The organism is Paenibacillus rhizolycopersici (assembly GCF_014947195.2).
Classification (GTDB): Bacteria; Bacillota; Bacilli; order Paenibacillales; family Paenibacillaceae; genus Fontibacillus; species Fontibacillus rhizolycopersici.
In genome coordinates this window covers 66327-79155 of the sequence record NZ_JADCNN020000015.1, presented here as the reverse complement: position 1 = coordinate 79155, position 12829 = coordinate 66327, and the positions used below count along the sequence as shown (strand labels likewise).

14 protein-coding genes are annotated in these 12829 nt (G+C 51.4%); 4 read left to right on the top strand and 10 right to left on the bottom strand.

The genetic code is table 11. The features are described from left to right. Positions 1 to 123: 123 nt before the first annotated feature. Positions 124 to 729, top strand: a complete 606-nt coding sequence (locus tag IM700_RS15995; protein WP_155607977.1) for a TetR/AcrR family transcriptional regulator — start codon at positions 124 to 126, stop codon at positions 727 to 729. A gap of 139 nt (positions 730 to 868) precedes the next feature. Here the strand turns inward: IM700_RS15995 and IM700_RS15990 are convergent, their stop codons facing one another. The 7 genes from IM700_RS15990 to IM700_RS15960 form a co-directional block, all read right to left on the bottom strand. After that, positions 869 to 2323 (bottom strand): nicotinate phosphoribosyltransferase, encoded by a 1455-nt coding sequence (locus IM700_RS15990; protein WP_193415262.1) that lies wholly within the window; start codon positions 2321 to 2323, stop codon positions 869 to 871. A 6-nt stretch (positions 2324 to 2329) separates the two neighbouring features. Beyond that, on the bottom strand, positions 2330 to 2878 hold the full coding sequence (locus IM700_RS15985; protein WP_193415261.1) for a cysteine hydrolase family protein: 549 nt from the start codon (positions 2876 to 2878) through the stop codon (positions 2330 to 2332). Between the two features lie 66 nt (positions 2879 to 2944). After that, on the bottom strand, positions 2945 to 3718 hold the full coding sequence (locus IM700_RS15980; protein ID WP_193415260.1) for an NUDIX domain-containing protein: 774 nt from the start codon (positions 3716 to 3718) through the stop codon (positions 2945 to 2947). Between the two features lie 95 nt (positions 3719 to 3813). Beyond that, positions 3814 to 4206 (bottom strand): hotdog fold thioesterase, encoded by a 393-nt coding sequence (locus tag IM700_RS15975; RefSeq protein ID WP_193415259.1) that lies wholly within the window; start codon positions 4204 to 4206, stop codon positions 3814 to 3816. 117 nt (positions 4207 to 4323) lie between these two features. Then, positions 4324 to 4776 (bottom strand): YlbF family regulator, encoded by a 453-nt coding sequence (locus IM700_RS15970; RefSeq protein WP_193415258.1) that lies wholly within the window; start codon positions 4774 to 4776, stop codon positions 4324 to 4326. A 20-nt stretch (positions 4777 to 4796) separates the two neighbouring features. Continuing rightward, positions 4797 to 6347, bottom strand: a complete 1551-nt coding sequence (gene miaB / locus IM700_RS15965) for a tRNA (N6-isopentenyl adenosine(37)-C2)-methylthiotransferase MiaB (protein ID WP_193415257.1) — start codon at positions 6345 to 6347, stop codon at positions 4797 to 4799. A gap of 210 nt (positions 6348 to 6557) precedes the next feature. Then, positions 6558 to 6764, bottom strand: coding sequence for a DUF1657 domain-containing protein (locus IM700_RS15960; RefSeq protein ID WP_155607982.1), 207 nt, complete (start codon positions 6762 to 6764; stop codon positions 6558 to 6560). 172 nt (positions 6765 to 6936) lie between these two features. Here IM700_RS15960 and IM700_RS15955 point away from each other — a divergent pair, with 172 nt between their 5' ends. The 3 genes from IM700_RS15955 to spoVAD are packed head-to-tail and all read left to right on the top strand — an operon-like array spanning position 6937 to position 9305. Next, on the top strand, positions 6937 to 7797 hold the full coding sequence (locus tag IM700_RS15955; protein WP_193415256.1) for a DUF421 domain-containing protein: 861 nt from the start codon (positions 6937 to 6939) through the stop codon (positions 7795 to 7797). 13 nt (positions 7798 to 7810) lie between these two features. Then, entirely contained in the window at positions 7811 to 8299 is a 489-nt protein-coding gene (gene spoVAC, locus IM700_RS15950) for a stage V sporulation protein AC (RefSeq protein ID WP_193415255.1), read from the top strand. Between the two features lies 1 nt (position 8300). Then, a complete protein-coding gene (gene spoVAD / locus IM700_RS15945) occupies positions 8301 to 9305 on the top strand; it encodes a stage V sporulation protein AD (protein ID WP_193415254.1) in 1005 nt (334 codons plus the stop codon). 78 nt (positions 9306 to 9383) lie between these two features. On the opposite strand, the gene pduL is transcribed toward spoVAD, so the two are convergent. The 3 genes from pduL to IM700_RS15930 form a co-directional block, all read right to left on the bottom strand. Further along, positions 9384 to 9956, bottom strand: a complete 573-nt coding sequence (pduL, locus tag IM700_RS15940) for a phosphate propanoyltransferase (RefSeq protein ID WP_155607986.1) — start codon at positions 9954 to 9956, stop codon at positions 9384 to 9386. A 120-nt stretch (positions 9957 to 10076) separates the two neighbouring features. Continuing rightward, positions 10077 to 10943: a 2-oxoacid:ferredoxin oxidoreductase subunit beta gene (locus IM700_RS15935; protein ID WP_155607987.1), complete on the bottom strand. Its 867-nt coding sequence runs from the start codon at positions 10941 to 10943 to the stop codon at positions 10077 to 10079. Next, entirely contained in the window at positions 10930 to 12705 is a 1776-nt protein-coding gene (locus IM700_RS15930; protein ID WP_193415253.1) for a 2-oxoacid:acceptor oxidoreductase subunit alpha, read from the bottom strand. Before IM700_RS15930 ends, IM700_RS15935 begins: the two co-directional genes overlap by 14 nt. Between the last annotated feature and the right edge of the window lie 124 nt (positions 12706 to 12829).

The following is a 12829-nucleotide window of genomic DNA, read 5'->3' as shown; positions in this document are numbered from 1 at the left end:
CCCATCGCCTTGTTCTTGACACCGCATGTGAAAGCGTATTATGTTGAATTTAAACATCTTTTAATCCTACCTTGACATTTGTTATACTTGGCAGAAGAATGGATGGCATAAAGGAGCGGTACGATGAGCAATTGCGCGGAGGGGCTATCGACCAAACAGAATATCATTCAGGCAACAATGGAGCTCATTAAGACGGAAGGGGCCGATCAGGTCACCTTGCGTAAAATTACCGCTGCTGCCAATGTCAATCTCGCCCTGGTGAATTACTACTTCGGCTCGAAAGACAATTTGATCAACGAAGCGTTAAAGCTATTGTTGACTTCTTTTCAAGCGAACTTTTCCGTTCTGGACGACACCTCGCTTCATCCCAAAGATCGATTGAAGGCGTTTCTGCTACAATATGTTGAGTTGGTGCTTCGATATCCCGGATTACTGCATGAAGTTCTGGGCAAAGGCCGGATTACCTTCGAATCTCGACAGGATTTCACCAGCTTTATGAAAACGACCGGATTCGGCAAGATCAGCGGTACTTTGGAGGAAATTACGGGCGAAACCGATACGGAAATCCTATATATTATGATGATGCAAATTAATGCAGCCGTGTTGTTCCCGCTGGTGTTGTCGAAGCAGATTAAGCACTTGGAGAACCGACCAGGTAAAGAAGCCGTCGAGCGGCAAATCGATATTTTGTTTGCGCACTATTTTGCGAAATATGAGTCCCGTCGTTAACTTGTCGAATCCGGCGGCCAAACCGCCGATTTATAGCGCTTTTTGCGCTTTCCCGAGAAATAATTTCCTAGCAAAAAAGATCGCTCCGCCGGTAAGGCGAGAAGCGATCTTTTTGTGTTGCAGGACGTATCGAACGGCTCTACTCCTCTTGATGGCCCAGATAGTCCTCGATCATCTTTTGCTTTAATTCCCATGCTTCCTGACTTAAGCTGATGCGGTAAAATTCCGGATTCAGCTTACGCAGATACTCCGGCCAGAACAAATCCAACTGCTCTCGGTGATACTGACGGATTTGGTCCAGTGACGGCAGCTCATAAACGAGCCGACCATCCACGAAGATCGGTTGCAGCATGGCTACGGCTTCGTAGTTTTTCACCGACTTTTTGATGTAAGGATGTACTGGGTCGAACAACCGAAGGCTGCCGCCCGTCCGTGCTTGCTGCTCCTGCGGAAAACAGATGTAATCCGCAATCGCTTTACCGCTGTCTTTACTAACGATCCGCAGTACGTCCTTCTTGCCCGGGGTCGTGACTTTCTCCGGATTGCCCGAGATTTTGATCGTTGGCTCCATCCGTCCGTCCTTCTCCCGTTCTACAAGCTTATAGACCCCGCCCAGTGCCGGTTGGTCCGCCGCCGTAATCAACTGGGTCCCCACGCCCCAAATATCGATCTTTGCCCCTTGGGCCTTCAGGTTAAAAATCGTATTCTCGTCAAGGTCGTTGGACGCGACGATTTTGACATAAGGCAGGCCGGCATCATCCAACATTTTGCGGGCTTGGATGGAGAGGTAAGCCAAATCGCCGCTGTCTAGGCGGATGCTGCCGAGCCGCTTGCCGGCGGCTTCCAGCATTTTTCCGGTATGAATCGCATGCGGAACGCCGCTTTTCAACGTATCAAACGTATCGACCAGCAGCGAAACCTGATCCGGCAGCGCCTTCGCGTATAACTCGAAGGCTTCCTGCTCCGAATCGAAAATCTGCACCCACGAATGAGCGTGCGTCCCTTTGGTTGGAATGCCGAAATTTTCACCGGCCAGCAAATTGGACGTTGCGTCAAAACCGGCTACGTAGGCGGCCCGTGCCCCCCAAATAGCCGCATCGGCCTCCTGTGCCCGTCGGGTGCCGAACTCCAGCAGCACGTCGTTCTCGGCGACCCGCTTGACCCGTGACGCTTTGGTAGCGATTAAGGTCTGGAAATTCATGAAGTTTAACAGCGCCGTCTCGACCAGTTGGGTCTCCGTGATCGTCCCTTCCACGCGAATCAACGGCTCGTTCGGGAAGCAAAGTGCGCCTTCCTTCATCGACATCAATGTGCCTTTAAATTCGAACCCGCGCAGAAGGTCCAGAAATTCCGGCTTATAGTGCTCCTCCTGTTTGGCCAAATAAGCTAGATCCTCTTCGGTAAACCGGAGCTGCCGAATATAGTCCACGATCCGCTCCAAGCCTGCAAACACCGCATACCCGTTGCCGAACGGGAGCTTGCGGAAGTAGGCTTCAAACACCGTCTTTCGCAAATGCGTTCCGTTCATCCAATGCGCGTAGATCATATTGATCTGATATTTATCGGTATGCAGTGCTAAACCCGTGGTTGGCATCCCTGTTCATCCTCTCTGGGTGTTGGTTATGGCGGCTCCCAAACTGTTGCGGAAATGGCCCAACGCCCAGGTATGCCCATCCGGGTTGAAGCTGGCTACCGCATCTTCATAAACTGTAATAGCGAATCCTTTGTTGTAGGCGTCCACCGCCGTATGCAGCACGCAAATGTCTGTACACACGCCGATCAGATGCACTTCCGTAATCCCGCGTTCTCGCAGTTTCAGTTCCAGGTCCGTCCCGCAAAACGCGCTATATCTAGTTTTGTCCATCCAGTAGATCCGGTCCTGGTTCTGCTTATATACTTCAGCCAAACGGCCATATAAAGCGCGCCCTTCTGTATCCCTCAAATTATGGGGCGGGAATAACTTCGTCTCCGGATGCCACTGATCTTCCCGTTCGTGCAGATCAACGGCCATGACGACAAAATCGCCTTGCGACGCAAAAGACTCCGTCAACCGGCAAATTGCCGGTTCGATGTCGATTGCCGGTTGGCCAACCGGAAGGTTGCCGTCCACAAAATCATTCGTATAATCGATGACGATCAGAGCTTTCATGATCTCACTCTCCCTTCGTACTATCCATTCACCGACAGCCGCTAGTTATGTAGTTCTTGCTTGGGATTAGGTATAGATGGACAGCTGCGGTGTGAAATCGGTAAACCGGTACAACTGGGCAGGACGCTGCGAATACTGGTTGGATAACATCGGTTTGCCCAATTCGTCATGGACTTCCTCCAGTATCCCCTGACGGCTCCGCGTCGATGTAATTTTACGGATAAAATTCAGCTCGGCAAAGTCCGGAACAACGGTTTGAATCACCTGATACAATTCGCCTAACGTAAAATGCGGAGGCAGGAACTGCTTGGCGATCGTTGTATGCAGCATTTGTTGCTGGATGCGTTTATAGGCGTCCTGCAAAATTTCGCGGTGGTCGAAGGCAAGCTGCAAATCCTCCAAGGCCTCGTGAACGGTAAAGAGACCCACTTCCTGTGCATCATCTGCCGATTGTCGTTTCTCCAGCACCCATTCTTCCACCAGCGCGAAAAAGGCATGGGAGATAATCCAACCGCGTGGATCCCGCCCCGGCTTGCTGTACACGCCTAGATACTCCAGATGGGAGCCGTCAACGCCGGTTTCTTCCTTCAGTTCGCGGCGCGCCGTTTCGTACAGCGATTCATCCTCCTGCGAGAAACCGCCCGGCAAAGCCCAGGCACCGGCAAATGGCCAGCTCCGTCGGCGGATCAGCATGACCTTCAGATCAAAGTGCGGCAGCGATTTGGTCGATGCCTTTCGTTCCTGCCTCGTCAACGTAAACATGACGATGTCGGCCGGGATTCCGTCCGGCGTCCGATATTTTTTAACCTCATTAACTACCTGCTTTTGTTCTTCGTTCATCACGTATCACCACATCGTCTAGGATAACGCCGGCCGACCGATAAGTCCGGCATTTGCGAATTCATGCGATATTAACCTGCCGACGGTTCCTTCGCTCATTTCGGCAAACGGAATGTTGCCGTCGATATGCAACCAAGGGTTCCTTCTTCGTTGCGAACCTCGGAGCGTAACGTCATAGTCCGAAAAGTTTCATGCAACGGAAATGCCGACACCACGAGTTCTCCTGTGCGCATCGGACTCAAGAAATTTACATTTAAATGGGTTGTCACGCCGAGCTTGCCCTTAACCGTGGCCACCAGTGTCCCCATCGCTTGATCCATCATGGACGACAGCACACCGCCGTGCACAATGCCCATGGAGTTGAGATGGGCTGCTTCTGCCGTCAGGCCGAGCTCCACTAGCGTTTGATCGGCTGAGATGAGGCGCAGCCCCAAAAGCCCCCAGAACGATTGCTCGTCGCGACGTAGTACTTCTTCACTCCAATTCACGTGTTGCCCCCCTATCCTTGCTTCTCTCTGTATTATAATATTCCGAAGAGATGGTGCTTCAAACAACCACCCCCATAAAAAAAGCGGAGGGATTGCCTCCGCACCGACTGTTTCGCTTTACTCTCCGTAACCGGAGGAGACGGCCGGCTCGCTACCCGACTCGACATTTACTTTGCTGGCTACCGTATCGCGAATGACGGAGACGACCAGCTGGAGCAAATAGTTGATATCGCTTTGGCTTTGCTGGAACTCCGTTACGATCGGAATCCCATCCAGTTCGTCCTGCAGTTCCTCGATTTCGCGTTCGATTTTTTGAACCATCGCTTGATTCTGGAACGTCTCGAATGCGACGATTTCTTTCTGCTTCTTCTTTATCGCACTGATCAGCGTCTGAATGCGTTCATGCTGCTGAACCAGCTTCTCCGCTTTTTGAAACTGCTGTACTTCCTCGCTGGTGCCGATCAATTCGGCCAATTCCTTAGCTTTACTCATAATATCCTCGCGAATCACAAGATCCCGCGAATCGAATTTTGGAATTCCGCTATCGGTTTGATCTTTATGCTGTTCCACCGTTTTTAACCTCCCCTGGGTTACGCCAATTTGGCGGTTTGCTCTATAAGATTGCCTTTGATGTACCAAGTCATCGGATCGGTGATCTCCACTTGAACAAATGTACCGATCAATTCCGCTCCGCCCTCGAAATGAACAAGCTTGTTGCTGCGGGTACGGCCGGACAACACATTGGTGTTGTTCTTGCTTTCGCCTTCGACCAGTACCTCAACGATCTGTCCGCGCTGCTCCTCGTTGCTGACGCGGCTGAATTCATTAATGGTATCGTTCAGCCGAGCAAGCCGTGCCTTTTTCTCTTCCATCTGAACGTTGTCTTCCATCACAGCAGCCGGCGTCCCCTCCCGCGGAGAGTAGACGAACGTATATGCCGAATCGAATCCAACCTCGCGTACAAGGGACAACGTATCCTCGAACTGCTCCTCGGTTTCACCCGGGAATCCGACGATGATATCCGTCGTCAGCACGACATTCGGAATTTTCACTTTGATTTTACGCACGAGTTCGAGATAATGCTCGCGAGAATACTTCCGACTCATCTTCTTCAACACTTCACTGCTGCCGGATTGCACCGGCAAATGAATGTGCTCCACCAAGTTACCGCCTTTGGCCAGTACATCGATCAACGCATCGTCAAAATCGCGTGGATGCGATGTCATAAACCGGACGCGCGGAATATCGATTTGGCGGATATCGTCCATCAGATGGGCAAAAGTATAGTTAATGTCGGTAAAGTCCTTGCCATACGCATTGACATTTTGCCCGAGCAGCGTCACCTCTTTATAGCCTTGGCGCGCCAGTTCTCGCACCTCTGCAATGACGTCCTCCGGACGACGGCTGCGCTCCTTGCCGCGGGTAAACGGCACGATACAATATGTACAGAACTTGTCGCATCCGTACATGATGTTCACCCACGCCCGCATGCCTTCCCGTTTCTTCGGCAAGTTCTCGATGATGTCGCCTTCCTTGGACCAGACTTCGACCACCATCTCTTTGCTGAACAATGCCTCCTGTATCAGATGCGGCAAACGGTGAATATTATGCGTGCCAAAGATCAGATCCACGAACCCGTGTTTCTGCAGGATGCGCTTGACCACGCCTTCTTCCTGTGACATACAGCCGCAAACGCCCAGCAGCAAATTCGGCTTCTCCGTCTTCAAGCCTTTGAGATGACCCAATTCGCCAAACACCTTATCCTCTGCATTCTCCCGAATGGCACAGGTATTCAGCAAAATGATATCCGCAACTTTACGATCTTCGGTCGCCCGGTAACCCATAAGCTCCAACAAACCTTTAATCGTTTCGGTGTCATGCTCGTTCATCTGGCAACCAAATGTATATACGATATAATGCTTGCCGTTACCGATCCCCTTCAGCTCGTCGGGAACCGCGTTCTCGTACAGGACCTGTACGTCTTCTTTCCCCCGCTGCTTCTCCATGCGATGGTTCGGTTCGGACAAAATTTGAATATCCCGGCCTCGGATTCGGATTTTCTTCCCGTGTTCATCCTCCGAAATGACCCGGGCGTCCGAGAAGTCAAAATATTTGGAATAATCTTTCGTTTCCTTAGCCATGTTGCCCGTTCACTCCTTTACCTGATCTATCTTCGTTCCTTATGGGCATCATCATAATACCTAAAAATGCATTACACTAAATTATAACATGGGCGGGCTTGGATATCCAGATAAAGGCCCTCGCCCCGCTAAGCCGGACGCATTCCTGCGAATGATAAATGAAACGCCAAAAGGCCCGTTCTCTCGGACGGGCCTGGTTCGATTCATCGTTTAAAATCCCTTGTATTGTGGTTCTTCGCTTTCCAGCTGCGAGACGCGGCTTTCCACTTGAGTCACGATTTGTTGCGTTTGTTCCGCACATTGCGTAAACAGATCTTTCGCTTGTTGGTTTTGCGTGTTTAAAGCGAATTGCTCCAGGTTCGCTTGTGCACTTTTTAAGGATGCTAAGGTCGTTTTGACTTGAGCTGCTACTGTCATTATTTCACCACCTTTATTTTTGCATGATGCTTTGAACAAAGCATAATTTCACCTTTCCAAAACAGATTCATACGCGTCATCTTCCTTCCACATTTTGTCTTACTAAATTCACGCACCCCCGCGCATAATTGGGTTATCTCGCCTTGGATTGTCTACGAAAGGAGCATTCCCCATGCCGATGTGGTTGGAAGTCGTCGTCCGAACGCTGGTGGCCATCGTCGTTTTGTTCATTCTCACCCGTCTGCTCGGAAAAAGGCAAATTTCTCAGCTTACCTTCTTCGAGTATGTTACCGGGATCACGATCGGGAGTATCACCGCCTATATTTCACTGGATATTAACACCGACTGGTATCTCGGATTGATCGCGGTTACCGTCTGGTTTCTCGTCTCCTTCGGTATCGAATTCCTGCAGCTCAAGAGCAAGAAAACACGGGATTGGCTCGACAGCAGCAGCACGGTACTCATCAAGGACGGCAAAATTTTGGAGGATAACCTGAAGAAGGAGAAGCTGACCAACGAAGAACTCATGGAGCAGCTAAGGAAGAAAAGTATTTTCAAAGTAGCTGAAGTGGAATTTGCAGTTATCGAGACCGATGGACAAATCAATGCGATGTTGAAGAATGAATACCAGCCTCTCACACCATCCCAATTGGGAATCAAGGTTGCTCCCGAGCCTGAGCCGCAAACGGTGATTATCGACGGTAAAATCATGGACGAGCCGCTCGCGACGCTGGGACTCAACCGGAAGTGGCTGAATACCGAACTGGAGAAGCTTGGCGTTTCGTTGGATAACGTCAATCTGGGGCAGGTTGACGCGTATGGCCAGCTTTACGCCGATCTGTACGACGATCAAATTACCGTGCCGCAGCCTCAGGAAAAAGCCGTCCTGCTCGCCCAGTTAAAGAAGTGCGAAGCCGATTTAGAAATGTTCGCCCTCTCCACGGACGAAGAAGCGGCGAAGAAGCTGTACGAGGATTGCTCGGCCAATCTACAGCAGGTCATCGATCAAGTCAAACCGTTATTAATCCAATAGGAGGATGGGGAGCATGGCCAAGAAAAAAAATAAGCAGTTGACCCCGACGCAACAGCAATATCAACGGCTGGCGAATGCTCATGAGCCGAAGCGTCCGGTGGCCGTCAATTGCCTGCGGGCCTTTTTGGTCGGCGGACTGATTTGCCTGATTGGAGAATGCATCCGACAGGCCTTTATCCATTTTGCCGGAATGAGCGAGAAAGAAGCCGCCAATCCGACTGTCGCCATCCTTGTGATCGTCTCCGTCCTGCTCACTAGCTTTGGGGTTTATGATAAAATCGCGCAATGGGCCGGGGCCGGTACGGCCGTTCCTGTTACGGGGTTTGCGAACTCGATGGCTTCAACGGCGATCGAGCATCGCCCGGAAGGACTGGTACTTGGCGTCGGTGCGGGGATGTTCCAATTAGCGGGCTCCGTGATCGTATTTGGGACGGTAGCCGCCTTTATCATCGGCTTGATTTACGCCGTGTTTGTCCCAGGGTATGCCGGAGGAGGACACTAACATGCTGAAGGGCCATCAAAGCTGGGTATTTGAAAACAAGCCAAAAATCATCAGCACAGCCACTGTCGTTGGACCGTTTGAAGGGCAAGGGCCGCTGGCCGAAGATTTCGATATTATTCATGCGGACCTCTATATGGGCCAAGACAGCTGGGAAAAAGCCGAAAAAACGCTGTTGGAGGAGTCGGCCCAACTGGCGATCAGGCATGCCGGCTTAACCAAGGAGCAGATCCAGTTCTATTTCGGCGGTGATCTGATGAACCAGATCATCAGCAACAGCTTTGCTGCACGGACGCTCAGCATCCCCTACATCGGCATGTTCGGCGCCTGCTCTACCTCGATGGAGACGCTGGCAATGGCTGCTTATGTCGTCAATTCCGGCGGTGCGAAATACGTTGTAGCCGGGACATGCAGCCATAACGGCAGTGTGGAGAAGCAGTTCCGCTACCCGACGGAATATGGTTCACAGAAGCCGCCAACCGCCCAGTTCACGGTTACCGGTTCGGGTTCCGCGGTGGTGTCTCCCGAAGGGGATGGGCCATCGATCACTTCCGCCACCATCGGCAAGGTTATCGATATGGGGATCACCGACCCGTTTAATATGGGCGCGGCGATGGCACCGGCAGCCGTCGATACGATACAAGCCCATTTTCGCGATCTGCAAATCGAACCCTCCTACTACGACTTGATCGTCACCGGAGACTTGTCCAAGGTTGGTTATGCCATCGCCAATGACTTGTTCGTCCGCCACAACATTCCGATCAAGCAAACCACCTATCAGGATTGTGGAATGATGATCTATGATTACGAGAAGCAGCAAGTCCAGGCCGGTGCCAGTGGCTGCGCCTGCTCCGCGGTCGTCACTTACGGGCATTTGCTGAACCGGGTCAAGCGTGGTGAGTTAAAACGAATCCTCGTTGTGGCTACCGGCGCGTTGCTATCTCCCCTTTCCTTTCAACAAGGGGAGAGCATTCCTTGTATTGCCCATGCGGTATCCATTGAGGCGTAAGCTTCACGCCAAAAAGGGCTTGACCCTGGCTTAAGTAGCCTAGGTCAAGCCCTTTGTTTATTCGTTCACCTTATCCGTTCAGTCGACGATTTCAGCCGTATCGCCTGTCTTGGCACCGGCCGCATTCGCTTCGTCCGTGTCGATGTGCATATCAAGTGCAAAGTTGTCGGACACGCGGGCGATGACGTTCTCAAGCACCAAACCGCGTTCGCCGCCCAAGCGAACCTTCAGGAGCTGCTTGTCTTTGATGCCCCATTTCTCCGCATCGGAAGTGTGGAAGTGAATATGGCGCGCTGCGACGATTACGCCTTGTTCCAGTTCGATTTCACCAGCAGGTCCTACGACTTTGATGCCAGGTGTGCCTTCAATGTTACCGGACTCGCGCACCGGTGCTTTGACGCCGATGGCGAAGGAATCCGTGCGGGAAATTTCCAATTGGGAAGCCGGACGAGCTGGACCCAAGATGCGGACTTTGTCGAACTGGCCTTTCGATCCGATGACAGCCACTTGTTCATTTGCGGCAAATTGCCCCGGTTGCGACAAAGGCTTGAATTCAGTTAATTGGTAGCCTTGTCCAAACAAAATTTCAATATGCTCCTGCGTCAAGTGAATATGACGCGCGGATACGCCGACAGGTACAGTTTTGCTCATGTCTACAAACACTCCTCGTAAATTCTCTATATCGATGACGATTCACATCGCTACTCATTATACACCTTATGACGAAAAAAAGGAAAAGGCGTCCATCGGAAATGGACGCCTTTAACCCCATTATTTAAATTCTGCTACAAGATTGTCAAACTCGCTTTCGGACAACGCCAGCGATTGATATGCCAGCGGCTCTTCCTTGAAGCCGTGTACGAGATCCTCGTAGCTCTTCTTCGCTTTGTTTTGATAGATCAGCCCGGTAATCATGCTGTTTGTCTCCATCAGCTTCGCCATGGCCATCGCCCGGTTGCTTGGATCATAATCCGGAACGGTCTCTAGATTGATGATGTTCTCTTTGAACCAGTCGTACGTGTTCACCTTGTTGAAGGTAACGCATGGGCTAAACACGTTGATCAAGGAGAAGCCTTCGTGCTGGATCCCTTGCTCGATCAGCGACGTGAGCTGCTTCAAATCGCTGGAGAACGACTGGGCCACGAAAGTGGCGCCGGACGCCAAGGCGATTTCAAGCGGTGACAAGGTCGATTCCACCGAGCCTTCCGGGGTACTCTTCGTCTTGAAACCTTCGCCGCTGCGCGGGGAGGTTTGCCCTTTGGTCAACCCGTAAATCTGGTTATCCATCACGATGTAAGTGATGTTGACGTTACGACGAATCGCATGCACCGTATGGCCCATCCCGATCGCGAAGCCGTCGCCGTCGCCGCCGGAAGCGATAACCGTCAGATCGCGGTTCGCCAGCTTTACGCCTTGGGCAATTGGCAGTGCGCGGCCATGAATCCCATGCAGACCGTAGGCATTAATATATCCAGAAATCCGACCGGAGCAACCAATCCCGGAAATGACGGCGAGGTTCTCCGGTTCAAGACCTACATTCGCCGCGGCGCGTTGGATAGCGGCTTGAATGGAGAAATCGCCGCAGCCCGGACACCAGTTAGGTTTAACGTTGTTACGGAACTCTTTAAACGTTGCCATTTTTCACCAACTCCTCCTGCGCTTTATTCCCGGATGCCTTCTTGCATTCCTCGTAGACTTCCGAAGGAAGGAACGGATTGCCGTTATATTTCAGTACATTCACGATCTTGTCGTGGTAGCCGATGTTTTGTTTAATCAAATTCGCCAATTGGCCGGTAGCATTGTTCTCCAGAACGACCACTTTCTTCGCCTTCGCGATTTGCGGCAACACCTGCTCGGTTGGGAACGGATGCATCAGTCGCACGGTCATGTGGTTCGTCTTCACCCCGTCTTCGGACAGGTGTACACGGGCTTGATCAATCGTTCCTCCCGTTGAACCCATGCCGATAATGAGCAGATCCGGTTCGGCGTGTGGCGCTTGCAGGTGAACCGGGTTAGTGACTTCAAGCTGAGCAAGCTTCCGCAGACGTTTATCCATCATTTTCTTCCGGTTAACCGTACTTTCCGACGGACGTCCGGATTCATCATGCTCGACCCCGGTCACATGGTGAATGCCATTCTTCTCACCTGGCAATACCCGTGGGGAGATGCCATTCTCCGTAAAGGCATAACGGTTAAACATGCTGGAATCGTCGCGATCCGGAATATCCTTCACAAGGTAGCCGCGATCAATCGAAACCTTGCTGTAATCCAGCATTTCGCACGACTGCTTACCAAGGGATAATTGCAAATCCGTAGCTATGATCACCGGCACTTGGTATTTTTCAGCCAGATTGAAGGCTTCCACTGTATCATAGAAGCATTCTTCGATCGAGCTTGGTGCAATGACGATCTTCGGAATTTCCCCATGCGTGCCATAGATCAGTGCATTGATATCGCTCTGTTCCTGCTTTGTCGGCAAACCTGTACTTGGACCGCCACGCTGCGTATCGACGATAACAACCGGTGTCTCGGTCATCCCAGCCAAGCCGATCGCCTCCATCATCAGGGACAGACCGGGTCCCGCCGATGCCGTCATTGTACGGACACCTGCATAACTCGAACCGATCGCCATCGTAATCGCCGCGATTTCATCCTCCGTTTGTACGACCGTTCCGCCGAATTTCGGCAATTTCTTAATCAAATATTCCATAATTTCAGAAGCCGGTGTAATCGGGTAAGCACTCATAATCCGGCAGCCTGCGGCTACAGCCCCTAAGCCGATCGCATCGTTGCCGATCATGAACAGCTTTTGCTTACCGTCAGCGGGCTCAAGCTTGAATTCCTCCAGAGGACCTCCTGCGAGTTCCAGTACGAAATCCGCTCCCCGTTTGACCGCTTCGATATTCTTCTCAACAATCGCTGGCCCTTTACGGCCGAATTCCTCTTCCACCGCTTTATTGAATACTTCTAGCGGAAGTCCGAGCAACGCCCAGGATGCACCGGAAGCTACCATGTTCTTCATCAGTGAAGTCCCAAGTTCTTCGGCAATACTGGTAATCGGCACCGGGAACAAACGAGCATCCACGCCCTCCGGTACCGTCGGGTTAAACTTGGCATCCGCCACGATCACCCCGCCGCTACGCAGCTCCTGTGCATTCAAATCGATACTTTCTTGGTCAAAAGCGACTAAAATGTCCAAGTCGTCGGAAATCGCGCGAATCGGCTTGGTACTGATCCGGATTTTGTTATTCGTATGACCGCCTTTAATACGGGAGGAGAAATGCCGATACCCGTACAAATAATATCCCAGCCGGTTCAAAGCCGTCGAAAAAATCCGATCCGTACTTTCAACGCCCTCGCCCTGCTGTCCACCGATCTTCCAAGACAATTGACTAATCAAGATCGCCCACCCCTTTAATCGTATCGCAATGGAAAAAATAGAATAATAATGAAGTTTGAATGTTAACGTGCAAGAGGTCACATTCTAACCCCTTGTTTGTGAACATTCTGTTTCAGAGTCATGT